Origin of the sequence: Natronorubrum aibiense, from assembly GCF_009392895.1 — an archaeon.
In the GTDB taxonomy this organism is placed as follows: Archaea; Halobacteriota; Halobacteria; order Halobacteriales; family Natrialbaceae; genus Natronorubrum; species Natronorubrum aibiense.
In genome coordinates, this window is the sequence record NZ_CP045488.1 from 35521 (window position 1) to 62181 (window position 26661).

Sequence of the window (26661 nt, forward strand, 5' to 3'; positions counted from 1 at the left end):
CTTCCCCGGAGTCCAACAAGCGGTACTCGAAGTCCGGTAAGCGGCTACACCCCCCAGAACACGACGATACCGACAGTCGTTACGATCGCGAGCAGGAGTTGGAGTGGCCCGCCCACGCGAAGGAAGTCCTGAAACTGGTACTTGCCCGGCCCGTAGACGAAGAGGTTGGTCTGGTAGCCGACGGGCGTCATGAACGCGGTGCTGGCCGCGAACGTCACCGCGAGGACGAATGCGAAGGGGTTCGCATCCAACCTCGAGGCCACGTCGACGGCGACCGGGACGAGCAACACGACGCTTGCTTGGTTGCTGACGACGTTCGTCATCAGCGCGGTCAGCAGGTAGAACAGCCCGAGGACGGCGACTGCGGGTAGCACGGCCGCACTCGAGACGACGAGTGCACCGAGGGCATCAGCACCGCCGGTTTCGGCCATCGCGTACCCCAGCGGGATGACACCCGCGAGCAGGAAGATGACGTCCCACTGGACCGCCTCGTACGCTTCGGCCGGTTTGACGACGCCGGTCGCAAGCATCACGACGACGCCGGCCAGCGCGGATACCATGATCGGCACCGCGCCAACGGCGGCCAGTGCCACCACGACGAGGACGACCCCGACCGCGATCGGCAGTTTCGAGCCGCGGAACTGCTGGAGGGCGAGGTCGCCGGCGACGATGACGTTCGGGTCGTCGGCGAGACGGTCGACCGTCTCTGCCTCCGATTCGATGAGGAGCGCGTCCCCTGGCCGGAACCGAAAGTCGGAAAGTCGCTCGTGGGAGATCTTGCCGCCGCGTCGAACAGCAAGTACTCGAGCCGGCCGTGGTGAATCGCCATACTGCGCTTGATTTCGCTAGTTGACGGCACGCTTGATGTTGTAGACGACACACATCAGAACGATTTCACGGAACTCACGGTACCAGCTTCGCGCACGCACGGCGTCGCCGAGCGTGCGCTTGATGACGGAGAAGACGGTCTCAGACAACGCTCTCTGGCCGTAGAGAGCCCCATCGATCCGCGCATTGTGCGCGTGATCGATGGGGCGGAACTCTCGATGTTTGATCAGCGGTCTTCCGTCCTCTTCCCGGAGTTTATCACGTAATCGTTGCCAGTCATAGCCTTTGTCGGCGGCGAGGCTGTGCAACTCGCCCGCGTTGCGTCGGGCGAGTTGCCAGCCGATCTGGGTGTCGTGACGTTTCTCGGTTGTACAGTGAACGTCGAGGATAGCTTGTGACGCTGTATCGACGAGAGCGGTTGTTTTGAGCGTTTGAACGCGGTAATTCGTTCGTCGGCAGTAGTGTTTGCTCGCGTTCTTGCGGTCGAAAAACGTTGCGTCCATCGCAACGTGACCAGATGGCTCGTGCAACTGCGCCGACAGGCGCAGCAGCACTCGCCAGACTGCCATCTTGATCCTGTCAAACGCCTTTACTAGTGTCGAGTGATCAGGGAGATCGGCCTTCTCAAGGCCGGTCTCCGCCAGTATTTGTGGCATCTCGCTCAGGAGATCGAGCGCTTCGCGATAGGATTTCTCCAAGTAAATCCGGAGACAATGCAGCGAAACGACGGCGTAGTCGGCGAATCCGCCGCCACCCTGCGGGGCGGCGGATTCGCCTCGGCCACCAACAGCACTTTTAGCCAACTACTTTCCCAGTGAAGCGGGAGATCTTTGACATGGAACATCAGGAGCCTCCCGCTTCAACTCCCTAGTTCTAACGGTCGAAGTCTACGCAGTCATGCGATTCACCAGAGCCCTCGAGCCCGGTAGCCGTCGGAAAAACCGGCCGAATCGACCGTTTCGCCGATGATGTCCGACCCCGCCGTGAGGACGATCTCGACGAGCGTCTGTTCCGGACCGAGCGTTTCGAGCTCGGATTCGGCCGTGGTTCCGGGCACGAGGTCGATCCCGTCGACGTCGAGCAGCGTCTGGAGGGCGTCGTCAGTGAGCCGGACCGTGTAGACGTCGCCGCGCTGGACCGTCGTCGACAATGGCGGTGATGAGATGTATCGGTCGTCCCGGATGAGCTGGGTGACCTCGGCATCGAAGTCGACTTCCTCGAGGGCGTCCCGGATCGTCGCGCCGACGACCGGCGAGTGCTTGCGGACGACGAGTTCGGTGAGATACTCCTCTTTCGCCGTCGTCTCCCGTTCGCTTCGCGGCGTCACGTGCGAGGGGGTAAGCCAGTAGCCGACCGTCAGCAGGTATATCGATCCGACGACGAACACGACGATGCCGAGGTGGGTAAACTCGAACATCGAGAAGGGACGATCGAGGTACTGCGCGGAGAGACTGCTCGCGACGAGGTTGGTGGAGGTGCCGATGAGGGTGAGCATGCCACCGAACATGGACGCGTACGACAGCGGTAAGAGGAGTTTCGAGGGGGACGTTCCGTTCTCGTGGGCGAGGTCGTTCACCATCGGTACCAGCACGGCGACTGCCGCCGTGTTGTTGATCAGTCCCGATAGCGGTCCGACGATGCCGATCGTTGCCCCGAGTTGCTTGTGTTCGTCCTCGCCGGTGTACGAGGCGACCCGCTGCTGGAGGCGTTGAATGAGGCCGGTTCGGCGTACTCCCTCGCTCAGGATCATCATCGCGAGGATCGTGATCGTCGCGGGGTTCGAAAAGCCGGCGACGCCGTCGCTCGGCGAGACCCCTGTCCACGGCCCGAGTATCATCAGCACCACCATGATTCCGAGCGCCGTGACGTCTATCGGGACGGGTTCGGTGACAAACAACACGAGCGCGACGGCGATGATCAAAAAGACCAGCAACGCGCCGGTCGTCAACGGGGCCATCCGGTTGCGCGTACTTCCAGTTCGACTGTCAAATAAGCTCTCTCGGCTCCGGATGACAGACCTCGTTGCCAACAGATACGAGTCGGCGAGAACCTGTCGTTCCGGTACCATTATCTCGCATCGACGAAACGCATAGCCATGACAGACGGTGCGATCGTCGTCGGTGCATCTTCGGGAATCGGCGAGGCATTGGCTCGAGAACTGGCAGCCGAGGGCTACGAAATCGGACTCACAGCCCGCCGGACGGAGCGCTTGACCGAAATCGGCGCAGCGCTCCCCACGAACGCGTACGTCGCGACGATGGACGTCACCGATGTCGACGACGCCCGCGAGGGCTTCGACGAACTCGTCGACGCGATGCCGTCGGTCGACCTCGTCGTGATCAGCGCCGGCATCGGCCACCTGAATCGCGACCTCGAGTGGAGCCTCGAACGCGAGACGATCGACGTCAACGTCCGCGGCTTTACGGCGATCGCGACAGCAGCGATGGCCCATTTCGACGACCGCGGCACGGGACACCTCGTCGGGATCTCCTCCGTCGCAGCCGTCTTCGGCAATGGCGGTGCACCCGCCTACAACGCATCGAAAGCGTTCGTCTCGACGTATCTCGAGGGACTGCGCTATCAGCAGGCCGGCCGTGAGAGCGACGTGGCGATCACGACGGTCGAACCCGGGTTCGTCGACACCGACATGGCGATGGGCGAGTTCTGGATGTGCTCGCCCGAGACGGCGGCGAGGCAGATCCGGCGCGCGATCGACCGCGAACGCGATCACGTCTACGTGACGCGCCGATGGCAACTCGTTGCTTGGGTCCTGAACGCGCTTCCCGAACGCATTCTGCAGCGACTGTTCACCTGAGTGGCACTCTACCGAAACCGGTCGCGAACCTCGAGCGCGGCCGCCGATCCGTAGTAGTCGACCAGCGGGCAGACGGCATCTCCGAGCGCGCGCATACACTGGCTCGTCGAGTGGTATTCGAGACGAGCCGCCACCCGCTCCCACTCGCGGGCCTGCAGGGCACGCATAACGAGCAGCCGCTCTTCGCGGGCCGTCAGCTCGATTTCGGCCGGGTCCTCGAGGAAGTAGCGGCTGACGAGCCGGCGGAACGGCCCGGGATCGACGTCGAACAGGCCGGGGCCGTAGGCGGCACCCGCGACGAGTCGCCACTCGTGGGCCGATAACTCGCCATCGTCGACGTCGGTGTCGACGCTCCGGAGCACCGCGCGGACGACGTCAGGCTCGAGGTCGTCGAGGGCGTCCGTACAGAGTGCGCTAAAGCGACGGGCGAACCAGTCGGCGTGGCGGTCGTGCAGCGCCCGGCCTGCGTCACTCGTCGGCGCGAGCATGAGCGCGGAGTACTCGCCGCTAGCGTCGTTGCGCGTCGTCGAGACGTGGACGGTTCGGTAGCCGTTCTCGCGCCAGAACGCGAGGAGGCCGGGGGTTGTGCCGAAACCGGTGCCGAGCCAATCGACCGAGGATTCAAACTCCTCGCGGATGCACTCGAGCAGCCGCGAGCCGAGTCCCCGGGAGCGCGCCGCGTGGTGGGTCGCGATACGCACGATGCGGAGGCCAGCTGGTTCGCCGGCGGCTTCGTCACGAAGCTGACTCGTGAGGACGTCGGGGAGCATGTTTCCCCGAACGCGGCCACCCTCGTACATCATCGCTCGCGTCTCGGGTTCGAGGTTGCCTTCACGAGCCAGCAGGGCGACGCTGACGACGCGGCCGTCGTGGACGAGCGCCCGCGCTTCGAGATTCGGCGCGTCGAGCAGCCGCGCGAGGTCGTTTGGTTCCGTGCGGTAGTGGGCGAGCACGAGCAGGCCGAACGCCTCCCGAAGCAGGTGTTCGTCGGCCAGCAGGGCGTCGGGATCGAGTCGTCGATACTGCATCGAGTCGGGCATGGCGCCTTCGACCAGTGAGTCGACGGGCGGCCGCGCATCGAGTAACAGCGCCCGAAACGCCCAGACTTCGATGGGGTCACCCGCCGCATACCGGATCGGCTCGAGGAGCGTCCGATCGATCACGTCGTGGTCGCTTTCGGTGAGTCGGTCCCGGAACCGGACCGAAAACCCGCGGCCGGCCCCCTCGTAGCCGTGGATCGTCGTCGCGAACGCGACACGGTTGGCCGAAAGCAGCGATTCGAGCACCGAGACGGGCAGCGCCGCGGCCTCGTCGACGATGACGACGTCCGCGGCCTCGAGTCGCTCGACAGCGATGGCGGGCTCGAGAAAGCGGATTCGACCGCCAGCGGTCGTCTCGATTCGGCGGGTGTCGATGGTGGCCGCACAGTCGAGGTCCGCACAGAGTTCCGCGGCGCGGTCGAACAACTCCGCGGCGTTGCGCGACCGTGGAGCCGTGACGAGGACGTCCAGTCCGTCGGCGGCGAACGCCCCAGCGGCCAGCCCCGCAGCGCTTGATTTCCCTCGACCACGATCGGCCTCGAGGACGACGGCTCGAGATTGCTCGTCGTCACCGTCTCCATCCTCGAGAAGCGACTCGAGCGCAGCGACGGCGTCGACCTGATCGGCCGTGAGGCAGGCCTCGTACGTGGCAGGCGGAAACCGGCTGTCCACCGGGGGCTCGAGCGCTGGCGAATCCGAATCGTCGCTCCGCCGTGGTGCTGGATTCGTCAGTCCGCTGTCGACGATCGCTCTGTTCTCGACGTCGACGATGCCGACGCCACGATGTGCGCGAAGCGTCTCGACGAGTCGCCGTCTAAACCGCCCGGTGACGGCCGACAACGAGAACGGCGGAACGGCAAGCGACTCGTCGAATGCATCGCGATGGTCGGGCCAGGCCTCGAGCGATGACGTCAACAGGATCAGCAATCCACCGCCGTCGACCGTGCCGACGACTTTGCCGAGCGCGTTCGGCCGGAGTTCCGCGTGTGCGTCGAGAGCGACGATCGCTCGCGTCGTTCCGAGCAGTTCGCTCGCGTTCGCCTGCGGGAGCTGCTCACACCGCAGGCGGTCGTCGGGACCAACGAGCGTGGTTGCAGTGATCGCCACCGGTAGGGAATCGAGGATCGACTCGAGGGCGTCGTAGCCGCGGTCGCGGTCGCCGGCGAGTACGAGCAGCCGTCGTTCGTTCGTTCGTGTCGCTTCCTCGAGCAGCGACTCGGCGAGCGAAACGACGTCTTCGTTCATGTCCACGTCTTAGGGGCTCGAGAGTAATAGGCACCGGAACCGCGCGTCTCACGTTAAGAGACAGGGCCGGGCCACAGCAGCCAGTCTGTCGACGTAATACTCGAGTGTTCGAACTGGTTCGATCGTCTCTCGAGAGCTCCGTCCGTCTCATCAGCGATCCGACCGATTTTCGCCTGTGCGGGTCCATCGCACGGCCTCAATCGTTTGAACACGCTTTTAAGGAGGGCACCGTTACAGCGTAGTACACCCTACGCGGGGTTGATGATGCTCCTAGCCTTACAGGACTTCCGCCGGAATCTGTTCCGGCACGGAGTACCCAGTGCTCCGGACGGCAGGGGAGCGCGAGCCCACGTGTAGGAGAGGTGAACAACCAATGTCAGTCTACGTAACCACCGACATCCCAGCCGACCTCGCAGAGGACGCCCTTGAGGCCCTCGAGGTCGCACGAGACACCGGACGAGTAAAGAAAGGAACCAACGAAACGACGAAAGCGATCGAGCGTGGCAACGCCGATCTCGTGTACGTCGCCGAAGACGTCTCTCCTGAAGAGATCGTCATGCACATCCCAGACCTCGCCGAGGAGAAGGGAATTTCCGTCATCTTCATCGAAACGCAGGACGACGTCGGCCACGCTGCCGGCCTCGAAGTCGGCTCGGCCGCCGCGGCGATCGTCGACGCCGGAGAGGCTGCTGACGACGTCGAAGACATCGCCGGCAAGGTCGAGGACCTCGACTGAGGTGATCAGAGATGAGTGCTGAAGAGGAAGAAAGCGGCTCTACGCCCGCCGAGGTCATCGAGATCGTCGGCAAGACCGGCATGCACGGTGAAGCCATGCAGGTCAAGTGCCGGATCAAGGAGGGCGAGAACCAGGGACGAATCATTACCCGAAACTGCCTCGGGCCGGTTCGCGAGGGGGACGTTCTCCAACTTCGCGAGACCGCCCGTGAGGCGGACTCCATCGGAGGTCAATAATGGTCGAGAAACGAACCTGTGACTATACGGGCGAAGAGATCGAGCCCGGTACGGGCATCATGTACGTCAAAAACGACGGCTCTGTGCTCCACTTCGTCGACTCGAAGGCGGAGAAAAACTACAAGCTCGGTCGCGAACCACGCGACCTCGAGTGGACCGAAGAAGGTCGTCGCGACAAAGGTCCAGCACAGGAAGACGTCGAGCCAGCCGCTGACGAGGCGGCTGAAGCGGACTCCGTGGACGAGGACGCCGAATCCGACGAAGAGGACGAAGAATGAGCGACCACGAGCGAACCTTCGTGATGGTCAAGCCCGACGCCTTCGCGCGTGGCCTCGTGGGCGAGGTCATTTCCCGACTCGAGGACCGTGGGCTCAAACTCGTGGGCATCAAGGTCATCAACATGCCCGAAGAACGTGCTCAGGAACACTACGCAGAACACACTGACAAGCCGTTCTTCGACGATCTGATCGACTTCATCACGTCCGGCCCGGTCGTCCCGATGGTCTGGGAAGGACAGGATGCGACGCGACAGGTCCGACAGATGATCGGCGAGACAGACCCACTCGAGGCTCAGCCGGGAACGATCCGTGGCGACTACGCGCTCGATCTGGGTCGCAACGTCGTTCACGCTGCCGACCACGAGGACGAGGGCGCAAACGAACGCGAAATCTCGATCCACTTCGACGACGACGAGCTGATCGACTACGATCAGCACGACGCCGAGTGGCTCTACGAGTAACGTCGCTCGAATCGGCACCGAACTCTTCGTTTACGACACACCATTCTCCCGAGAGTGGAGTCGCTATCTGGTTTGATACTGTCGGACAACGGTCAATAAACGCCCGATCACGTCTCACGGCTCGTCGCCTCCGGTGACGAGCGTTCGCGTGCGATCGGTGCGTGAATCGTTTTGTCCGGCAGTATGAGTCTGATCTCGAGCAGTCGCAGTTGTCAGTGTCGGGACGCGACCGTCGTTCGTGACGGACCTCCTCGAGAGACCTGCTGGCGACATCGTACACGACCAAGAATGGCAGATTGAATATATGTATTTGTCTAGGTAGACGTAACATCTAATGTGACGGCTGCTGTAGATGCTGGCGGTGGTTTCGAATGGTAACATACGGTAGGTGGTTCGTGGATGCGTGAAACCGAGGGTGAGTCAACAGCAGCCACAGCGCAGGTAACCCCGTCGCTGGACCTGATTTTTGACCTCCTCTCGAATCGTCGTCGCCGGTACGCACTGTACTATCTGTCCAATCAGCCCGATGGCGTCGCAACGCTCGAGGACGTCACGAACGGCGTTGTTGACCATCAGGAGCGGCTGTCCGAGTCGACTGGGGAGACTGCAACGACCGTCGAACCCGACTCGGAACAGCGAGGGCAGATTCAGATGGAACTCCAGCATACACACCTGCCCAAACTCGAGGACGCGGGCATCCTCGAGCACGACCAGCGCAGTGAGACGGTCAGGTACTGGACGCAACCGTCGCTCGAGGAGTGGCTCGAACACGCACATCACAAGGAGTCACACTGACGGACCGCACCGGTATTGTCAGATAACGTGGGAGTGCTGAAAGGTTTAACACACGACGCGTGGTGTGTCGACTGGTCGGCGAATCGCGAGACGGGAGACAGACACGTCGTGCGGTGTGATAGCGTCTGTTTCCTCAAAACTTAACACGATCGCTCCCGAGATACCAGACAGGTGAAATTCAATGACTGACCACGAACTCCCACCACTTCCATACGATTACGACGCACTCGAGCCATCGGTTTCGGAACAGGTCGTGACCTGGCATCACGACACCCATCATCAGGGCTACGTAAACGGCCTCAACGCCGCCGAAGAAACCCTCGCGGAGAACCGCGAGTCGGGCGAGTTCGGCTCGACGCCGGGTGCGCTCTCGAACGTCACTCACAACGGCTGTGGCCACTATCTTCACACGCTGTTCTGGGAGAACATGTCTCCCAACGGCGGTGGCGAGCCTGAGGGCGACCTCGCCGACCGCATCGAGGAGGACTTCGGCTCCTACGAGGGCTGGAAAGGTGAGTTCGAGGCCGCTGCCGGCGCTGCCGGTGGCTGGGCGCTGTTGGTCTACGACCCGGTTGCCAAACAGCTGCGAAACGTCGCGGTCGACAAGCACGACCAGGGCGCACTCTGGGGCTCGCACCCGATTCTCGCACTGGACGTCTGGGAGCACTCCTACTACTACGACTACGGTCCGGACCGTGGTAGCTTCATCGACGCCTTCTTCGACGTCGTCAACTGGGAGAAGGCCGCAGAAGAGTACCAGAAGTGCCTCGACCATTTCGAGTAAGACCGCCAGTAGCCGACGCGACGAGTTAGTCAACCCCGACTTTTTTGGCGACTGCCCCACCGAGCCAGCGGCGTCTCTACGGACTTCACTCGAACGGGCGCGCTACGCACACCATAAGAAAGTTCGTGTCAGGACTGTGGGACACCAGCTCCAGCAGTCGCTGATTGTGAAACGAACGATTTAGGCGGCTGAGTGCGGTAGCACTGATGTATGCCCGTTCCCAAATCCGAGTTCGATAGTCTCCCCCCCTGTGACTTCTATACGCCGGACGAACTGTTCGACGACGACCAGATGTACACCGTCTACGAGATCGCCCGCCTTCTGCAGGGCCTCGAGCCGGACGCGGATATCGACCGTCAGACCGAAGATATCCTGCTCGACTGGGCGATCCCGTGGGTGATGGTCAACGCCGACGATCTCGTGGTCGCCGAGCCACGAAGCGACGACGAGCCCGGCTACTACGGCCTGAAAGAATGATCCTCCTCGTGGTCGGTGCCGATCGTGTCGATGCCGGCAAGACCACGTTCTCGGTCGGCTTACTCGAGCGAACCGGCGCGGCCGGCTACAAACCCCGCGCTGGTAACGACTTCTGGTTCGACCACGACGACTGCCAGCGAGCGCTCGCTGACGGCCGCCTTTACGGCAAAGACGCCGCCCAACTCGCAAACGCCGAAGCAACCAGCAGGCTACCTGAAGCGCTCAACCCCGTCCACCGCCTGTGGCGGCCAGCACCTGACGGCGGCACTGGGTTGTTCGGCCGATCGGATCGGGAGTTCCTGATCGATCGCGTGGGCTGCCCCGGCGATGGCGACGCTCCCACGTTCGTTCGTAACGCGACCGCCGACATTCCGGCTGCGGTCGCCGACGCGCTCCCGATCGAGGACGCGATTCCTGTCGAAACCGTCGACGAGTGGAACGACCTCGCCGAACGACGATACGTTCCTGCCTTCGAGGAACTGGCCGCGGAAATCGAGTCGGAGCCGGTCGCCATCGTCGAGTCTTACAGCGATATCGCCCGGCCATTGCAGTCACTCGATCCCGCAGCGATTAGCGCCGTCGCAGCCGTCGAGCCCGGCCGCGCGAGCATCTATCCGGGCGATCGGTACTGTCGGGCCGCTGAAATCGCCAGCTCGAGTCCGAGCGACGGGACCCTCGAGAAACGCGTACCCCACGTTCTGGACTACCTCGAGCCGCTCGAGCGCGTTCACCTGCCGGCACTCGGCAGTGACGACCGTGTCGACCCCGCACGGATCGCTCGTGCGTACGACGACGCCTACGACGCGGTGCTGGATGCCGCCGGCACGCTGTAACGACGGCTGATCGGCACCACTACGGCAATTACTCGGTTCTGCGTTCGATTCGCGTTCGAACTGAATCGAACTGTCTTGCTATCGACAGCGACAGGCATGACAACTGGGGTGCTTCGATCACAGTGGTTAAGACTACCCAGTGTAACAACCAGGTAATGAAACGACGAACGTTCGTCGCCACGTTAGGTGGTGGGTCGGCACTCGGACTGGCCGGCTGTCTGACACAAGAAGGGGGAAGCGACGACGGGACGCTCACCGTCGTCACCTACGAGTCGATGCTCGACGGCGAGAACCCCGCCGGACCGTGGCTCAAGGACGCGTTCGAGGACGAGCATTCCGATGCCGAACTCGAGTGGGAGTTACTTCCCGACCAGGGAATCAACCACTACATCGAGCGAGCCGATCGAGACGTGGGGATCGACGCCGACGTCTATCTCGGGTTGAACATCGATGACCTCGTCAGCGTCGACGACAACCTCGAAGACGGCGGCCTGTTCCAGTCGCTCGAGAGTGACCGGCTCGAGCGAGCCGACCGGGTTCGTGACGGACTCGAGATGGGCGACCCACACGACCGCGTACTGCCCTACGACACGGGGTACATCAGCCTCGTTTACGACGAAAGCGAGGTCGACGAACCGGAGACGTTCGAGGCCCTGACCGAACCAGAGTACGAGGACGCGCTGCTGGCCCAGAACGCCCAGAGCTCCGATCCCGGCCAGGCGTTCCTGCTGTGGACTATCGACGCCTTCGGTGAGGACGGCTATCTCGACTACTGGCGGGACCTCGACGACAACGGCGTCCGCATCCTCGAGGACTGGACCGAGTCCTACTACGGCGCGTACATGGAAGAAGAACGGCCCATGGTCGTCTCTTACTCGACGGATCAGGTGTTCGCGAGCGCGGAAGGCAACGATCTCACGCGCCACCAGATCGCGTTCCCGAACGGGCAGGGATACGCGAACCCGGAGGGGATGGCCATCTTCGATGACGCGACGAGCATCGACCTCGCTTACGACTTCTTCGAGTTCGTCCTCTCGAACGACGCTCAGGCCGAAATCGCCCAGCGAAACGTCCAGTTCCCCGCGGTCGAAGACGAGTACGTCGACTTAGACGAGGAGTTCGACCAGTACGCACACGTCCCGCCGGAGGCAGTGACGGTCGGCTACGACGACCTCCGGGGCAACCTCGACGGGTGGGTCGACGACTGGGCGCGCGAGTTCGCAGGCCAGTAACCCGGTCGTCTCCGTGTCACTCCTCGATCGCGTTCCCGTCGACCGCACCCGCGTCGGCACCTGGCTCGAGCGCTACGCCCTCCAGGTGACCGCACTCGTCACGGCGGCCGTGCTCGTCGTGATGTTGTACGTCCCCGTCGGCGTCGTCTTCGTCAACGCCGTCGTTGAGGACGGCGTCCCGACGCTCGAGCACGTCGCCGCCGTACTGACCGATCCGTTTTATTTCGGTGCTCTCGCCGACGTCTTCGCCGACCCGCTGGTGATCCGAACCCACCTCGGCTCGCTTGCGGCGTGGCTTGGGGCCGTTTCGATCTCGGTGTCGCTCGAGTATCCGATCCCCGGCGTTTCCCTGCCGGTGCCGTGGCCCGGGGTCGAGATGCCCGACGTTCGAACGGGGCTGTTCGGCTTTACCGCCTATCAGGCTGCGCTCTCGACGGCCGCGAGCGTCGCACTCGGCTTGCCGGCCGCCTACGTCCTCGCAAACTACGAGTTCTACGGCCGCCGAACGCTGCGCTCGTTGACGATCCTGCCGTTCGTCCTGCCGGGGATCATGGTCGCAGTCGGCTTCTACGCCATGTTCGGCCGCGCTGGCACCCTCAACACGCTGTTGGGACTCGTCGGAATCGGACCGTTTGCATTCATCGAGGCCGCACCGTTAGCAGTCGTAATCCTCGCACACGCGTTCTACAACGCGCCGCTAGTCGCTCGACTCACCGTCGCTGCCTGGGAGTCCGTCGACGTCAGAACCGTCGAAACCGCCCGGAGTCTCGGCGCCAGCAAGCGGCGTGCGTTCCGCGACGTCGTCGTTCCACAGCTCGTCCCGGCAGTGCTCACGGGTGCGCTGTTAACGTTCATTTTCACGTTCATGACGTTCCCGATCGTACTCGCACTCGGCGGCCTCCAGCTGGCGACTGTCGAAGTCTGGATCTACGACCGTATCCAGCGACTCGACGTCGTCGAAGCCGCGACGCTTGCGATCCTCGAGACGATCCTCTCACTGGGGCTGACGTACGCCTACCTTCGCTACGAGTCCGCACAGGCCGGCTTTTCGCAGGCAGCGTCGCGACCCGCTCGAGAAGCGCTCTTTCCGGACCTGCGGACGGCGTGCTCGCCGCGACGGCTCGCCATCGTCGGCTACGGACTCGTTGCCCTCGTCCTCTTCGTCGGACCGATGGCGAGTCTCGTCGTGGGGAGCGTCACCGACGGCTCCGGCTTGACGCTTCGCAACTACGCGTTCTTGCTCGAGCGCCAACTCGAGGGCGCGAGTTTCCAGACGCTGCCGTTGCCCGCCATCCGGAACTCGCTGTTGTTCGGCGTCGCGACGCTCGCGGTCGCGGTGCCGATGGGGGTCGTGCTCTCCGTGCTAACCGTTCGCGCCGGCCGTAGCGGCACGGTCATCGATACCCTCGCGATGTTGCCACTGGCCGTCAGCGGCGTCGTCTTCGGAATCGGGCTCCTGCAGGGGCTAGTCTTCGGCGTCTCGCTTCCGGGCGGCTGGCGACTCCAGATCACGGGTGCCGTCGCGATCGTCGTCGCGCACGCGGTCGCCGCCTATCCGTTCGTGACCCGAAACGTCTCGCCGCTGCTCGCGAATCTCGATCCGGCGATGGTCGAATCTGCCCGGGCGCTCGGTGCCTCGCGGCTTCGAGCGCTGCTCGATATCGAACTCCCGCTCGTCGCACACGGGATCGTCGCCGGCGCGGCCTTCGCTTTTGCTATCTCGATCGGCGAGTTCTCTTCGACGGTGATTTTGGCCAGCGGCAGCGAGAGCTACACCATGCCGGTCGCCGTCGAACGCTATCTCGGTCGTCGTTCCGGTCCCGCGATCGCCATGGCAACCGTGCTGTTGGTCGTCACCGCGGCGAGTTTCGTCGTTATCGACCGCGTCGGCGGACGGGGGGACCCGTGACCGAACTTCGACTCGAGGGCGTCTCGAAACGCTACGGAACGGACGCGGACGGGACGACCGCGCTACAGGACGTCGAGTTGACCGTCCGCGACGGCGAGTTTTTCACCCTCGTCGGCCCGTCGGGCTGTGGGAAGACCACCACGCTCCGGACGATCGCTGGCTTCGAGGAGCCGACCGAGGGCACCGTCGCCTTCGACGGCGAGCCGATGACCAACGTCGCGCCCGAAGACCGCGACGTCGGCGTCGTCTTCCAGAGCTATGGGCTCTTTCCGCACATGAGCGTCGCCGAAAACGTCGGCTACGGGCTTCGGTTTCGCGATCCGCCCGAGGGGACGACGATCGACGAGCGAGTCGCCGACCTCCTCGACCTCGTCGACCTCGAGGGCATGGGCGAGCGCGACCCCGACCAGCTTTCCGGCGGCCAGCAACAGCGGGTGGCACTCGCCCGCGCGCTCGCTCCCGAACCTGACCTGCTCTTGCTCGACGAGCCGATGAGCGCCCTCGATGCCCGGCTCCGGGAGTCGCTGCGTCGACAGCTTACCCGAATCCAGTCGACGCTCGGGATCACGACGGTCTACATTACTCACGACCAGCGCGAGGCGCTAGCGATCTCGGACCGCGTCGCCGTCATGTCCGATGGCCGGATCGAGCAGGTCGCGACGCCACAGGCGATCTACCGCGAACCGAAAACCCGGTTCGTCGCCGAGTTCGTCGGGGAGAACAACCTCTTCGACGGCATCGTCCGTACTCGAGACGGCGACCGGGCGCACGTCGATGTCGGGGAAACCACGTTCGAACTCGCAGGCTCGAGGCTCCCTTCCGAGGGACAGCGAGTAAGTTTCTGCGTCCGGCCCGCCGCGCTCGCTCGAGCCGTCGAGACGAATCAGTTCCCAGTTACCATCGAGACCAGCGAGTTCCGCGGCGAACACGTCCGCGCATACGGGCGGTGGAACGAGATGTCTGTCGCCCTCCAGCTCGAGGCCGTCCCCGACGGAGACGTGACCGTCGGCTTCGAACCGGATGCCGCCCACGTGATCGAGAGCGGGTGATCAGGCCTGCCGAGCCATCTGCGCCGACAGTTCGACGTGGCCATAGGGCTGGTTCGTGACGCTGGGGCCGTGGCCTGTGTGCATCTCCGTTAAATCGTCGTCGATCACGCCGAGCACGCGGTCGATGCTCTCGATGAGCGCCGGTCGGTCTCCTTCCTCGAGATCTGTCCGGCCGAAACTCCCGTTCTGGAAGACCAGATCGCCCGCAAAGAGCACGCCGGCGTCAGCTGAGTAGAAACAGAGATGGTCGTTTTTGTGGCCGGGCGTATGGAGCGCAACGTACTCGTAATCGCCGAGTTGGACCGTTGCCTCGTCGTCGATGGCGTGGTCGACACCGTCGACCGACGTGTCGTACCCCCACACGTCGACGTCGAAGGCGTCTGTGACTGCCTCGAGGTTGCCGACGTGATCGCGGTGGGTGTGCGTGAGGACGACAGCGTCGATATCGTCGACGCGATCACGAACGGCCGCGACGACGTCGAAGTTCGCGCCTACGTCGACGAGGACGGTTCGTTCGCCGGTAACGAGATAGACGTTGCTCGTAAACGCCTGCACACCCTGTGCGAGATTAGCGATCATGACTCACGATATGCCGGCAAGCGGTTTGTGCGTATCGACACGCCGGCACGAAGACGAGCAGCGATGCCGGCGTGAGCCGCCGCCGTCGCTGTGTTTTCGACCCCATCCTCGGATTCACAAGCATTTTTATCTGCGGCACGTAGGGGTAGACGAATGAATCGGTCGGCAGCTGCCGTTCTCGTCGTTCTCGCCGTCGTGTCCATCGCGACGATCGGTGCGCCCATGACGGTCGCCGGGACTGGTGCTGGGGACAGCCGTGCGTCCCAGCTCACCCAGCCTGCGCTCGAGCCACAGCCTACGACCGACACCGCCGCGCAACTCCAGACGGATTCGGACTCGAGGATCGCCTTTGCGACTGCCAACGATACCCCCGATTTCGACCGGACGACGTTCGAGATCACCGTCCACGATGACGGGAGCGCGACGTGGACGTTCCGCTACGAACAACGCTTCGGGACCGGCGACGAGAACGAATCAGCCGACCGCGAAGCCTTCGAGGAGTTCGCCGACGACTTCGAAGCGGAGGAAAGCGGGCTCTACGACCGGTTTGTCGAGCAAGCTCAGGCCATGACCGACAGCGGATCCGAACTAACTGGCCGAGAGATGGACGCCACGGATTTCGAGCGCTCCGCAACGGTCGAAGACCAGTTCGGGTCTCGCGGGATCGTCGAAATGTCCTTTACCTGGCATGGATTCGCCCACGTCGAGGACGGAACCGTCGAGGTCGGCGACGTCTTTCAAGATATGTACATCGGGCCCGATCAGTCGATCGAAATCACTGCCGGCGACGGGCTCACTTTCGACCGCGCTGAACCCGAAGACAGCGCCCAGTACTCCCGCACCGAACTCGAGGATGCGAATTCGGTTCGGTGGAGCGGCGAACAGCAGTTCCTCGATGGACAGCCGTGGGTCGTCCTCGTTCAAGACGGGGCAACGGACAGTAGCGGGTTTCTCAGCCGTGGCGATCTATCGTGGTATCTCGCCGTCGCGGCTATCGTCGCACTGGGAATCGCTGGCGGCGGACTCTGGTACCGACGACGATCGGACGACACCGATACTGGAAACGGAACGAGCGCAGCCCAGACTGACGGGCCAGACACGATGTCAGCACCAACAGCCCCTGCCGAAGACGACCACGGTGAGTCTCACACAGCAGCGCCTGAGCCACTGCCCGACGAGGAACTGCTCACCGACGAAGACCGGGTCGTCAAACTCATCCGCGAAAACGGCGGTCGAATGAAGCAGGTCAACATCGTCGAGGAAACCGGCTGGTCAAAATCCAAAGTCAGCATGCTCCTCTCGGATATGGCCGACGAGGGAACTATCAGCAAACTCCGCGTCGGTCGCGAGAACATCATCAGCCTCGAGGGGTACGAACCCGAAGCGACGAAGTCGCCGTTCGACGAATAGCACAGCGACTGGCCCCAACACCCATGAGATTCGAAGACACTGTCGAATTGAAACGGAACCCTTAAACAGCAAAGCGCACAACGATTGATTGCAGACGAAGCCCGCTCCGATGGTGTAGTCCGGCCAATCATATTGCCCTCTCACGGCAATGACCAGGGTTCGAATCCCTGTCGGAGCATCCTTTTTCGACGTCGCTTAACTTCGAACAGGACGCTGACCGCGTCGTCGTCTTTCAGTCCGACAACGGCGGTGTCGTGTCCGGGGGTTGGCGGTGATTCGTTGCCTGTTCGAACGCGTAGCCGAGTTCGATGAGCGACGGCTCGTCGAACGGACGTCCCAGAATCTCGAGGCCGACCGGCAACCCGTCGTCCGTGAACCCGGCGGGAAGCGAGACGGCGCTACACAGCGACTGGGAGGCGATGATCGTGTTCGTCGCGAACGTCATCGTGTCGTACTCGCCGTCTCGGATCTCGGCTTCCGTTGGCGGCACGACTTGCACGTCAGGGTAAACGATCGCATCGAGGTCGTGGCTCGCGAACACGTTCAGAATCGTCTCCTGGAAGGTGTGCTGGGCGGTTCGACATTTCCAGTACGCTAGGTTATCCGTCAGATCCTCGGGTCCGTCTTCGGCGAAGCCGATAAACAGATCCAGAATGTCGTGGTACTGGCCGTTTTCGTACAGTTCGGCGACGGAGTCGACGGGCGTCTCGCGGTCCTCGAGAAATGCGTTGAGATCACGTTTCGACTGGAGGATGTACAGCATCGTCTCCTCGAGCGACGACTCCAGATCGGGAATCTCCACGGGGTCGACGAGCGTCGCGCCGAGGTTCTCTATCGTCGTCAGTGCCCGTTCGATGACCGCATTGACCGGTGCAGCATCGGGGTTCTCGTCGTCACCGAAGCCGGACCGAAGCACGCCGATACGGGTCCCGTGCAAGCCATCGGCGAGGAGATGGTTGGTGTACGAGCCGCGGTCCCCAATCAACTCAGTCTTGCCGGTGAGGTCGTCGCGGGCGTCGTAGCCGACGAGGACGTCGAGCAGTTTCGCGGTATCGCGGACGGTTCGCGTCATCGGCCCAGCCGTATCCTGCTGTGAGACGAGCGGACTGACGCCGGTACGACTGATCAGTCCGGGCGTGACGCGGAGCCCGACGAGATTGCTAAACGACGCGGGGACGCGAATTGAGCCGCCACAGTCAGTCCCGATGCCGACAGCGCCCAGATTGGCGGCAACGGCCACGCCCGTCCCGCTGCTCGAGCCGCCCGGATCGCGACTCAGTTCGTAGGGGTTTTTCGTCCGTCCGGCAACCGAGGAGAATCCGAACCACGAGGTGGCCCAGTCCGGCATATTCGTCTTCGCGAGCACGATTGCGCCAGCATCACGCAGTCGGCGTGTGACTTCCGACTCGGTCTCGGGGACGTAGCCGTCGAACGCTTCCGAGCCGTACGTCGTCACCACGTCGGTCGTCTCGAGGTGGTCTTTGACGAGTACCGGAATGCCATGCAGCGGGCCGACGAACGTTCCCGAGTCGGCGAACGACTGATCCAACTCGGCCGCCCGCGCCGTCGCCTCGTCGTTGACTGTGATGATCGAGTTGAGTTCGGGGCCGCTGCGGTCGTACGCGTCGATACGCTCGAGATACTGGTCGACGAGGGCCTCGCTCGTGAGCGTGCCGGCCTCGAACGCGCGGTGAATCCCGCCGATCGTCGCCTCCTCGAGCGTGAACTCTGCGCTTGTCATACTCATACACGTTCGCGAGGCACGGGTATCAATCGTTCCCCGCGCTGGCTACCCTGCGGGTTACGACGACGATTCGACGTGTTGTTCGAACGCGTGTGCACTCGAGAGCACCGTCGCGTCGTCGAACCGCTCGCCGATTAGCATCAGCCCGACCGGGAGGCCGTCCGCCCGGCCAGCGGGCACCGAGATCGCCGGATGGCCGGTGACGTCGAACGGAGCCGTGTTGTGGAGCATGTTGAGCGCGCGCTCGATCGCCTCGAGCCGTGTGATCGACTCGTCGACTTCGTGTGCGGTTTGTGGCGTCGTCGGCATCGCGAGCACGTCGACGTCCGCGAGTGCATCGTCGTACTCGGCGGCCAGTTTCCGGCTGAGATTCTGTGCTTTGGCGTAGTAGCGACCGCGGTACTCGTCGGCCATGTACTGGCCCAGAACGAGGGTGAATTTCAGCGTCGTCAGGTAATCGTCGGCCTGCGCACGTCGCGCTCGGCCGAACGCATCAGCCAGCTGGGTGTCGTAGAACCCTTTGCCGTAGTGGCCGACGCACTCGCCGTTGACCGTCGCGGCCGTCTCCTCTATGGCGATGGCGTTCCAGATCGTCAGCCCGTCGAGATGCATCGGGACCGAGAGCTCCGTGACGGTCGCGCCAGCGTCTTCGAACGCCGCGAGCCCGTCGCGAACGGTGTCGTCGACGCTCGACTCACTGGTCTCCCGCTCAAAACCTTCCGTGACGACGCCAACGGTCACGTCCGAGGGATCGGCCGAGAGCGCCTCGTGATACTCGGCGGTGGGAACGGCCCCCTGCCGCGGATCGAGGCCGTCCGCACCGGCGATGACGTCCAACACGCGCGCACAGTCCTCGACGGTGTCACAGATTGGGCCGGCGTGGTCGAACGAGCGGCCGAGGCCGGCGATCCCGGTGTACGGCACCAGCCCGTGGGTCGGCTTGTGACCGACGAGACCGCTCCAGGCGGCCGGGATGCGAATCGAGCCGCCCTGATCGCCGCCGATGGCGACGTCGACGTCGCCGTTCCCGACGGCCGCAGCCGATCCTGACGAGGAACCACCGGCGATGTAATCCGAGTCGACGGGGTTCAACACCGGCCCCGTCGCAGAGAGTTCGCCGCTTCCGGAGAACGCCATATCCTCCATGTTCAGCTTGCCGGTGATCGTCGCGCCGGCCTCGAGGAGCCGCGTCACGATGGTCGCATCGGTCAACGGCACGTAGCCCTCGAAGAGCTTCGAGCCCAGGGTTAACTCGACGCCGGCCACGTTGACGTTGTCCTTGAGGCCGACGTCGTAGTCTTCGAGTGGGCCGTCGTCTGCGCCCCGGACCTCACATTTGGTGACAAAGGCGTTGAGCGGGTCCTCGTCTGGTCCCGGTTTGTAGCCCGGATCGCGGTCGGTGTACTCGATTCGAGGGCGATAATCCGGGAGTTCGTCTAACCGCTCATAGCCGGCGAGCGTTTCGGCGATGACGGCTGCGAAGTCTTCGACTTCCGATTCGGTCAGGTCGATGTGGTGGTGGGCCGCGTACTCCCGGATTTCCTCCGGTGTGGGCGGTTGCACGTTCGGTGGTGATCCTGGCATCAGTTCTGGTGGTTGCTAACAATAGACAAAAGCGTTCGCCAATAGTTTCGAGGGGCTGCTGTTGAATACTATCGTCACCACTGAACGTCAGTGCACACCCGGTCGAACGACAGCGGTGCGCTCGGTGTGTGACCCCCTCCAGTTGTCTCTCCATGAGTACAGGTCCTGTGTTTTGAGCGTAGAACCCACGGCCAGTATCGGAGTCCGTGTGAACGCTTATCAATAGTGGAGGTGTACTGACAGGTATGGGCCGAAGTCTCTGGGACGTGTTTCTGTCGTCGTTCAGAACGAACGACGAAAACGCTGACGAAGGAGATGATCGCTTTGTCCCGTCTCCGCTGGATTTGTCGGTCCGATTTGCACACGGTGGACCCGACAACGACGTTCAACGGGAACTCCACAAAATCGACGAGCAAGCTCGAGAACTCGAAGAAAACCGGCGGGATCACTAAAACGATTCAGTTCCAGCGATCATTTTGAACGCCAAAACCGTCATCTCGATGACGGCGAGTCAGTCCGTCACGGAGACGCCACCGAAGGCGGCGAAACCAGTGACGACGAGGTCGACGCCGTCGTGGTCCTGTTCCCGACGTGGCCGGTCGTCTGATGCCCCACCGAGGACGGGCAAGACGTCCAGTTGTACGTTCCACTCGCGAGGAACGATGATGTCGACGCCGCCGAACAACGCGACGGCGTTGACCTGTGCCGGCCGCTCCTCGAGTGAGGTGTCACGGAGGTCAAGTTCGGTGCCGCCGAAGATAGCGGTCAGATCCGCCCCGCTGAAGGCCGTCGACGTGTTGCGCTTCTCGACGCCACCGAACGCAGCGAACGCGGATGTGAATGCGTCGTCGGTGGCGCGAACGCGAGAGCGGAACTGGCCCAGGATGATCGAGAGTCCGAAGGCGATCACGAGCACTGGCCAGAAGACGACGACCTGGTCGACGGTCGCGTAGTCGAGCGCGACCAGTTGACCCGCACCGGCGACGCCGATGAGTACGACCGGGCCGACAATGTTTCGAAAGCGACTCTGGACGAGCGCCCAGACGCCGACGAGCACGAACAGCGACGGGACGTACAGCAAGGCGTCCTGCGTCGAGAGGACGCCGGTCGTCTCGAGCAAGAGCAAGATGCCGACCAAGATTACGAGCGCACCGAGGAGGAGTTGGCTGGTTGGCAGCCGGCGTGCGGATATTGTCGTTGCCATACTGACAGCTACGACGACGATTCATATAGCTATGCTGTCCCCAGCGGTACACGACTGACAGGGCCGGCCGTGGATGTCGTTCGAATCGTTTTCCTTCCGCGCACGCGTTCGGTCGGATATGGCAGAGCTCAACCCGATCGGCAAGCGGATTCACAACATCTCACCCGATCCCGTTCGACTGACCCTCGAGGACGGCACCGAAGCGGTCTTTCATATCTCCGGCGCGGAGTTCTTCCAGCAGGAGTTTCAGGCCGAGGGCACGCACGACGACGAGGATGCCGCGTATCGATTCGTCTCGAGTGAAGACAACGACGCGATTCTCGTCGGCCGACAGGGTCCCGACGAGGATGGGTGGTCGATGATCGGCGAGGTCGTGGCCGTGGAACCAGTCGACTCGAACTGACAGAGGCAACGACTAGCCCTGTCGCCTTCGTTCGGCTCCACGTAGTCTCGGGTCGGTTTCGACGTCGCTGCATCGGCCACCGCCTCGAGAGACGTGCGGCAAGTGTTGTTGGAGCGCGCGCGAGCAGATTCGGGGTGATCGTTGGGGCGTGGTGGCCGTCGATCGCCGATCCAAAACCGATCAACAATACTGAAAGTAACTATCGCTCCAGCTGTCGGTCTCCAACGTGAGTCGAGTACACAAGTTCACTCCGCCATTCCGACGGCCGTTCATTCGGGCTTCATGGTGTTACACAGCCGATTTTCGCATGTGGAGACGTGCGTTAGGAGAACCGATGCGAGCGCCATAGGCAAAAACTTACTCGAGCACCAGTAACTATCATAGACAAACATGCAGTACTGTGTGACTCATCGACACGGGGATTTTTAGTGTCGGACACGTACCGCCGGCAAATGGCATTGCATAACAGGGACGTTCGACAGGACGTCCGTGAACTGGGTGCGCTGCTTGGAGACGTCCTCGAGGAACAGACTTCTCGCCGGGCGTTCAGGACCGTCGAGTCGTGTCGGCGCGACGCGATCGACTACCGCTCGGGCGAACTCGACTCTCGACAGCCGCTGATCTCCGATCTGCAGGGACTCTCACCACACCAACAGCGGATCGTCGCCCGCGCGTTCACGACGTACTTCGAACTGATCAACCTCGCCGAGGAGCGCGAACGGGTCCGCACGATCCGGACGGGCTCACAGGACGGCACCTTAGAGGACAGCCTCGAGACGGCTGCTGAAGAACTGGCGGACAGCGACGTCGACACCGTCGAGCAGGTACTCGACGACGTCCTGATCGAACCGACGTTCACCGCCCACCCGACCGAAGCGCGGCGCAAGACGGTCAAATCGAAGCTGCGAACGATCTCGACCCAACTCGAGACCCTAGACGAGCGACTGCTGACGGACAAGGAAGAAGGACAGGTCTGGCGGGACATCGACGCCGAAGTGACGAGCCTCTGGCAGACGCCACAGGTCCGGAATCGCCAGCCTGAACCCGAAGACGAGGCCCGAAACGTCCAGTGGTACCTCGAGAACACGCTGTTCGACGTCGTCGGCGAGGTGTACGACGAACTCGCCGATGCAATCGACGACGAAATCGAGGATTCCCTCGAGATCCCGAAACTCTTCGAGTTCCGCTCGTGGGCGGGCAGCGACCGGGACGGCAACCCCTACGTGACCCCCGAGGTGACGGCCAACACGCTCGAACAACAGCGCGAGGTCGTCCTCGAGAAGTACCGCGACCAACTCAAGCGCCTGTCGGGCGTGTTGAGTCAGGACGGCAGTCGGATCGACGCCGGCGGGGCGTTCGAGCGCTCGCTCGAGGACGACCGCGACCGACTGCCCGGCAGCGCGCGAACTGCCGAAGAACGGTACCCCGGCGAACCCTACCGCCAGAAGCTCAAGCTCATGCGCGAACGCCTCGAGCGCGTCAGCGACGTCCGACCCGGCGGCTACGAGGACGTCGACGAACTGCTCGCCGACCTCGAGGTCATCGCAAAGAGCCTGCGGAACAACGGGGCCGAAAGCGTCGTCGAAGCCCACGTCGATCCGATTCGCCGACAGGTCGCCACCTTCGGCTTCTCGCTTGCGAGCCTCGACCTGCGTGAACACCAGGCGAAACACACCGACGCCATCGCGGCTGCACTCGAGCAGGAGGGTATCGACTACCACGACCTTTCGGAGGACGAGCGAACCGAGTTGCTCACCGACGCGATCTTGCAAGACGAGCCGATCATCGACTGTACCGACACCGAGGGGCTCTCCGAGGAGTCGACTCGCGTCCTCGAACTGTTCGCCAGTCTCGGCGACTGGCAGGCGGAGTACGGCGTCGAAGCGATCGACACCTACTGCATCTCGATGACCGAGGAGCCGAGTCACGTCCTCGAGGTACTCTTTCTCGCCGATCAGGCCGGCGTCGTCTCGCTGCCCGAACACTGCGGAATCGACGTCGTCCCGCTGCTCGAGACCGAGTACGCCCTCTCGGGCGCTCGCCGAATCATGGGCACGCTGTTCGAGAACGAAGCGTACAGTCAGGCGCTCGAGGCCCGTGGGCAGACCCAGGAGATCATGCTCGGCTACTCGGACTCGAACAAGGAAAACGGCTTCCTCGCGGCGAACTGGTCGCTCTATAAAAACCAGCGGCGACTGGGTGAGATCTGTGCCGACTACGACGTGACGATGCGGCTGTTCCACGGCCGCGGCGGGTCGATCTCCCGCGGCGGCGGCCCGATGAACGAGGCGCTGCTGGCGCTGCCCAACAGCACGGTGACAGGGCAGGTCAAATTCACTGAACAGGGCGAAGCGATCGCCGAGAAGTACGCCAACCCGCGGATCGCCGAGCGAAACATCGAGCAGATGCTGAACGCCCAGCTTCGGGCGCGCCTGCACGCGATGGACCAGCCCGAAGAGGAGGTCCGCGAGGAGTGGGTCGACGCCATGGAGACCATGGCCGACGCCGCACGTCAGGAGTACCGCGACCTCTTGGAGAGTGACGGCTTCGTCCAGTACTTCGAGCAGGCGACGCCGATTACGGTCATCGAGGACCTCGATCTGGGTTCGCGGCCCGCCTCGAGAAGCGGTGAGCGAACCGTCGAGGACCTGCGGGCGATCCCGTGGGTGTTCTCGTGGACCCAGTCGCGGTGTATCCTGCCCGGCTGGTACGCCCTCGCGACGGGGCTCGAGACCTACTTGGACGACGGTGGCTCGATTGAGACGCTTCAGGAGATGTACGCCGAGTGGCCGTTCTTCCGGACGACGCTCGACAACGCCGCGCTCTCGCTGTCCCGAACCGAACTCGAAATCGCCGAGCAGTACGCGAATCTGGCAGACGACGACCTCGAGGCGACTTTCTTCCCGCGGATAACCGACGAGTACCAGCAGGCAACCGATCTGATTACCGAAATCGGCCAGCGCGACCAGCTACACACGCGTGACTGGCTCGGCGAGAACCTCGAGCGACGCAATCCCTATGTCGATCCGCTGAACCTGCTGCAGGTCTACCTGCTCGACCAAACCCATCGGACGGACATCGAAGAGCGAACGCTGCGGCTGACGGTCAAAGGTGTCGCTGCCGGGATGAAGAACACGGGATAATCAGCTGTCGTCGTCAGTGTCGTATCGCTCCGCTGCCGACTCGAACCCCAGTTCCTCGTGTTCGCGCCCCCGGCGCTGTTCGAGGGCGGCGATCGCATCCGGATCGCGGGCCGCGTCGTCGGTGATCCGCGCCCACGAGGTGTGGACCTTCGAGTGACACCACCGACAGAGATAGACCGTAATCTCGTGGCTCAGTTGCTCCCCATCGCGAGCATAGGAGAGGTGATGTTCCTCGAGCAGCGGCCGCTCGTCGTCGTGGGCCAACCGTTTTTCCTCGAGACCACAGCGGACGCACTCGCGGTCCCGGTTGCGCGAGCGGAAGTGCGGGCAATCGGCCCACGTCTTGTCCGTGTCGGGATCGACGACGGGACAGGCGTACTCCTCGCTGGCGCGTTCGCGGGCGAACTCGGGGTCGTGTGCGTAGTGCTTGAGGGCGTACCGACACTGGCCCTCACCGGTGAGATGGTCACAGAGGCCCGCGAACTCGTAGGGGTCGTCGACGCCGACTGAGGTTCCCCGTGGCGTTTTCTCCATGCGCAGTTGCTCGGTCTTTGGCCGGCGAGCAGTTGAATCTCACGGGGCTGCTCGCGACGAGGTATAGTAGCCACTGAAAGTCAATGTACACCTGATCGCACGACGGCTGTGCGATCAGTGTGTGAATCGTTTCAGTTGTTACTATAGGAGGACTTTTGGGACCGTCAATCCGACTCGAGAACGTGCGGCTGGTCCACTATCCGACATCCGGACACAACGGGGACTCGAGGCCGGACGGCGAGGCGACCACCGAGCGGCGCGTGGTGGCGACGGACGTCGACCTCGCGGACTCGCTGTTGTGCCAGACGCGCGGGCTGATGTTTCGGCGTTCGATCCCCGACGACTACGCGCTCGCGTTCCGCTTTGGCTCCGTCAAAACCCGCGACGTCCACATGCTGTTCGTCTTTTTCCCCATCGACGCCGTCTGGATCGTCGACGACGTCGTCCAGCGCATCGAGCGCCTGCAGCCGTGGCGGAGTTTCGAACGCGAGCGGTGTGACCTGCTCGTCGAACTGCCTGCCGGCGCTGGAAGCGACATCGAACCGGGCGACCGGCTCGTTCTCGAGTCGGCCTGATTCGGCCTCACTCGAGGACCTCGACCTGTCCATCCCGAACGCGAACGTCGAGCAGACTCGTCACGTCCCGAGAGACGTCTGCGTGGTCGACGTCGACTCGCCGGAGAACGACCACGATGTCGACGAGTTCGGCTTCGACGGCCTCGAGGGCGTCACAGACCGCTTCGATCGTGCCGCCCGAAGAGAGGACGTCGTCGACCAGCAGGACGCGGTCGCCAGCGTCGACGCCGTTCACGAAGAGTTCACCCTCGCTGTAGCTGGTCTCCTGATGGACCGCGACTTCCTCCGGGAAGCCGTACGACCGTTTCCGGACGACGACTAACGGCACGTCGGTCGCGACTGACAGCGCCGTCCCGTGATGAATCCCCATCGCTTCCGGCGCGACGATCTTGTCGACGGTCTCGAGGTCGACGCGCTCGCTGATGCCGTCGGCGACCGCGCGCAACACCGCCGGCTCGATCGGCGGAATCCCGTCGGTGACGCCGTGAACGAAATACTCGTAGCCGTCTCGATCGACGACGGGGGCCTGTCGAAGCGATCGCGCCAGCGGCTCCAGCGTTGGGTCCATACTCGAGTCAGACTACGCGGAGGAGGCGAAAGGTTGTTCCGATGTGACACACTCGAGGGGACTCTCGAGTGCCCCACAGCGTCGGGGTGGCGCTTCTGGACCGGCGGATTTAAGTCAGCATGATTCATTAGGGTCTGATACCATGGCACGAGATTCGTTCTCAACGCCGGAGTCCGAGGATAGAGGAAGTCGGGGCAAC

Annotated in this window: 25 protein-coding genes, 1 tRNA gene and 2 pseudogenes; 18 read left to right on the forward strand and 10 right to left on the reverse strand. The window is 63.2% G+C overall.

From position 1 onward, the window contains the following. Positions 1 to 44 precede the first annotated feature (44 nt). From GCU68_RS00200 to GCU68_RS00210, 3 genes and pseudogenes are all read right to left on the reverse strand, one after another. Positions 45 to 809, reverse strand: a pseudogene (locus GCU68_RS00200) (SLC13 family permease); the annotation flags it as partial. Between the two features lie 36 nt (positions 810 to 845). Further along, a pseudogene (locus GCU68_RS00205) lies at positions 846 to 1665 on the reverse strand (IS5 family transposase). Positions 1666 to 1732: 67 nt separating this feature from the next. Next, positions 1733 to 2785, reverse strand: a complete 1053-nt coding sequence (locus GCU68_RS00210; protein ID WP_227014889.1) for an SLC13 family permease — start codon at positions 2783 to 2785, stop codon at positions 1733 to 1735. A 138-nt stretch (positions 2786 to 2923) separates the two neighbouring features. Here GCU68_RS00210 and GCU68_RS00215 point away from each other — a divergent pair, with 138 nt between their 5' ends. After that, positions 2924 to 3643, forward strand: coding sequence for an SDR family NAD(P)-dependent oxidoreductase (locus tag GCU68_RS00215; RefSeq protein WP_152938473.1), 720 nt, complete (start codon positions 2924 to 2926; stop codon positions 3641 to 3643). Between the two features lie 8 nt (positions 3644 to 3651). Here the strand turns inward: GCU68_RS00215 and tmcA are convergent, their stop codons facing one another. Continuing rightward, a complete protein-coding gene (gene tmcA / locus GCU68_RS00220; protein WP_152938474.1) occupies positions 3652 to 5928 on the reverse strand; it encodes a tRNA(Met) cytidine acetyltransferase TmcA in 2277 nt (758 codons plus the stop codon). Positions 5929 to 6301: 373 nt separating this feature from the next. On the opposite strand from tmcA, the gene rpl7ae reads away from it, so the two are divergent. The 11 genes from rpl7ae (at position 6302) to GCU68_RS00275 (ending at position 14718) form a co-directional block, all read left to right on the forward strand. Further along, positions 6302 to 6664, forward strand: coding sequence for a 50S ribosomal protein L7Ae (gene rpl7ae / locus GCU68_RS00225; RefSeq protein WP_152938475.1), 363 nt, complete (start codon positions 6302 to 6304; stop codon positions 6662 to 6664). Between the two features lie 11 nt (positions 6665 to 6675). Further along, positions 6676 to 6900: a 30S ribosomal protein S28e gene (locus GCU68_RS00230; RefSeq protein ID WP_006064297.1), complete on the forward strand. Its 225-nt coding sequence runs from the start codon at positions 6676 to 6678 to the stop codon at positions 6898 to 6900. Then, a complete protein-coding gene (locus GCU68_RS00235; protein WP_152938476.1) occupies positions 6900 to 7178 on the forward strand; it encodes a 50S ribosomal protein L24e in 279 nt (92 codons plus the stop codon). The genes GCU68_RS00230 and GCU68_RS00235 overlap by 1 nt, the downstream gene beginning before the upstream one ends. After that, a complete protein-coding gene (gene ndk / locus GCU68_RS00240; protein ID WP_152938477.1) occupies positions 7175 to 7639 on the forward strand; it encodes a nucleoside-diphosphate kinase in 465 nt (154 codons plus the stop codon). The genes GCU68_RS00235 and ndk overlap by 4 nt, the downstream gene beginning before the upstream one ends. Positions 7640 to 8038: 399 nt before the next feature. Beyond that, a complete protein-coding gene (locus GCU68_RS00245) occupies positions 8039 to 8434 on the forward strand; it encodes a DUF7344 domain-containing protein (RefSeq protein WP_152938478.1) in 396 nt (131 codons plus the stop codon). 181 nt (positions 8435 to 8615) lie between these two features. Then, positions 8616 to 9218 (forward strand): superoxide dismutase, encoded by a 603-nt coding sequence (sod, locus tag GCU68_RS00250; protein WP_152938479.1) that lies wholly within the window; start codon positions 8616 to 8618, stop codon positions 9216 to 9218. Between the two features lie 210 nt (positions 9219 to 9428). Beyond that, positions 9429 to 9695, forward strand: a complete 267-nt coding sequence (locus tag GCU68_RS00255; RefSeq protein ID WP_152938480.1) for a DUF5827 family protein — start codon at positions 9429 to 9431, stop codon at positions 9693 to 9695. After that, entirely contained in the window at positions 9692 to 10528 is an 837-nt protein-coding gene (locus GCU68_RS00260; protein ID WP_152938481.1) for an ATPase, read from the forward strand. The genes GCU68_RS00255 and GCU68_RS00260 overlap by 4 nt, the downstream gene beginning before the upstream one ends. 155 nt (positions 10529 to 10683) lie before the next feature. After that, the gene (locus tag GCU68_RS00265) at positions 10684 to 11760 is read left to right on the forward strand and encodes a thiamine ABC transporter substrate-binding protein (RefSeq protein ID WP_152938482.1); all 1077 of its coding nucleotides are present in this window, start codon (positions 10684 to 10686) and stop codon (positions 11758 to 11760) included. 13 nt (positions 11761 to 11773) lie between these two features. Further along, the gene (locus GCU68_RS00270; RefSeq protein ID WP_193565059.1) at positions 11774 to 13669 is read left to right on the forward strand and encodes an ABC transporter permease; all 1896 of its coding nucleotides are present in this window, start codon (positions 11774 to 11776) and stop codon (positions 13667 to 13669) included. Next, on the forward strand, positions 13666 to 14718 hold the full coding sequence (locus GCU68_RS00275; RefSeq protein WP_152938483.1) for an ABC transporter ATP-binding protein: 1053 nt from the start codon (positions 13666 to 13668) through the stop codon (positions 14716 to 14718). The genes GCU68_RS00270 and GCU68_RS00275 overlap by 4 nt, the downstream gene beginning before the upstream one ends. Here the strand turns inward: GCU68_RS00275 and GCU68_RS00280 are convergent, their stop codons facing one another. Beyond that, positions 14719 to 15297, reverse strand: coding sequence for an MBL fold metallo-hydrolase (locus tag GCU68_RS00280; protein ID WP_152938484.1), 579 nt, complete (start codon positions 15295 to 15297; stop codon positions 14719 to 14721). It lies immediately after the preceding gene. 153 nt (positions 15298 to 15450) lie between these two features. Between GCU68_RS00280 and GCU68_RS00285 the strand changes: the two genes are divergently transcribed. Together GCU68_RS00285 and GCU68_RS00290 are read left to right on the forward strand one after the other, a co-directional pair. Next, on the forward strand, positions 15451 to 16707 hold the full coding sequence (locus GCU68_RS00285) for a helix-turn-helix transcriptional regulator (protein WP_152938485.1): 1257 nt from the start codon (positions 15451 to 15453) through the stop codon (positions 16705 to 16707). Positions 16708 to 16810: 103 nt separating this feature from the next. Then, positions 16811 to 16885: transfer RNA gene (locus GCU68_RS00290), tRNA-Glu, on the forward strand. Positions 16886 to 16939: 54 nt separating this feature from the next. Here GCU68_RS00290 and GCU68_RS00295 read toward each other — a convergent pair. Together GCU68_RS00295 and GCU68_RS00300 are read right to left on the reverse strand one after the other, a co-directional pair. Next, positions 16940 to 18448, reverse strand: a complete 1509-nt coding sequence (locus GCU68_RS00295; protein WP_227014891.1) for an amidase — start codon at positions 18446 to 18448, stop codon at positions 16940 to 16942. Positions 18449 to 18508: 60 nt separating this feature from the next. Continuing rightward, positions 18509 to 20035, reverse strand: a complete 1527-nt coding sequence (locus tag GCU68_RS00300) for an amidase (protein WP_152938486.1) — start codon at positions 20033 to 20035, stop codon at positions 18509 to 18511. Between the two features lie 245 nt (positions 20036 to 20280). Between GCU68_RS00300 and GCU68_RS00310 the strand changes: the two genes are divergently transcribed. Continuing rightward, complete coding sequence (locus GCU68_RS00310; RefSeq protein ID WP_152938488.1) at positions 20281 to 20487, forward strand: hypothetical protein; 207 nt, start codon at positions 20281 to 20283, stop codon at positions 20485 to 20487. A gap of 59 nt (positions 20488 to 20546) precedes the next feature. On the opposite strand, the gene GCU68_RS00315 is transcribed toward GCU68_RS00310, so the two are convergent. Then, the gene (locus tag GCU68_RS00315) at positions 20547 to 21239 is read right to left on the reverse strand and encodes a LiaF transmembrane domain-containing protein (RefSeq protein ID WP_152938489.1); all 693 of its coding nucleotides are present in this window, start codon (positions 21237 to 21239) and stop codon (positions 20547 to 20549) included. Between the two features lie 118 nt (positions 21240 to 21357). Between GCU68_RS00315 and GCU68_RS00320 the strand changes: the two genes are divergently transcribed. Beyond that, entirely contained in the window at positions 21358 to 21642 is a 285-nt protein-coding gene (locus GCU68_RS00320; RefSeq protein ID WP_152938490.1) for a transcriptional regulator, read from the forward strand. A 452-nt stretch (positions 21643 to 22094) separates the two neighbouring features. Further along, a complete protein-coding gene (gene ppc, locus GCU68_RS00325) occupies positions 22095 to 24785 on the forward strand; it encodes a phosphoenolpyruvate carboxylase (RefSeq protein ID WP_152938491.1) in 2691 nt (896 codons plus the stop codon). On the opposite strand, the gene GCU68_RS00330 is transcribed toward ppc, so the two are convergent. Then, positions 24786 to 25319 (reverse strand): DUF7097 family protein, encoded by a 534-nt coding sequence (locus tag GCU68_RS00330; protein ID WP_152938492.1) that lies wholly within the window; start codon positions 25317 to 25319, stop codon positions 24786 to 24788. Between the two features lie 182 nt (positions 25320 to 25501). Between GCU68_RS00330 and GCU68_RS00335 the strand changes: the two genes are divergently transcribed. Then, entirely contained in the window at positions 25502 to 25894 is a 393-nt protein-coding gene (locus GCU68_RS00335; protein ID WP_152943513.1) for a DUF192 domain-containing protein, read from the forward strand. A 7-nt stretch (positions 25895 to 25901) separates the two neighbouring features. Here the strand turns inward: GCU68_RS00335 and hpt are convergent, their stop codons facing one another. Further along, the gene (gene hpt / locus GCU68_RS00340) at positions 25902 to 26462 is read right to left on the reverse strand and encodes a hypoxanthine/guanine phosphoribosyltransferase (protein ID WP_152938493.1); all 561 of its coding nucleotides are present in this window, start codon (positions 26460 to 26462) and stop codon (positions 25902 to 25904) included. Between the last annotated feature and the right edge of the window lie 199 nt (positions 26463 to 26661).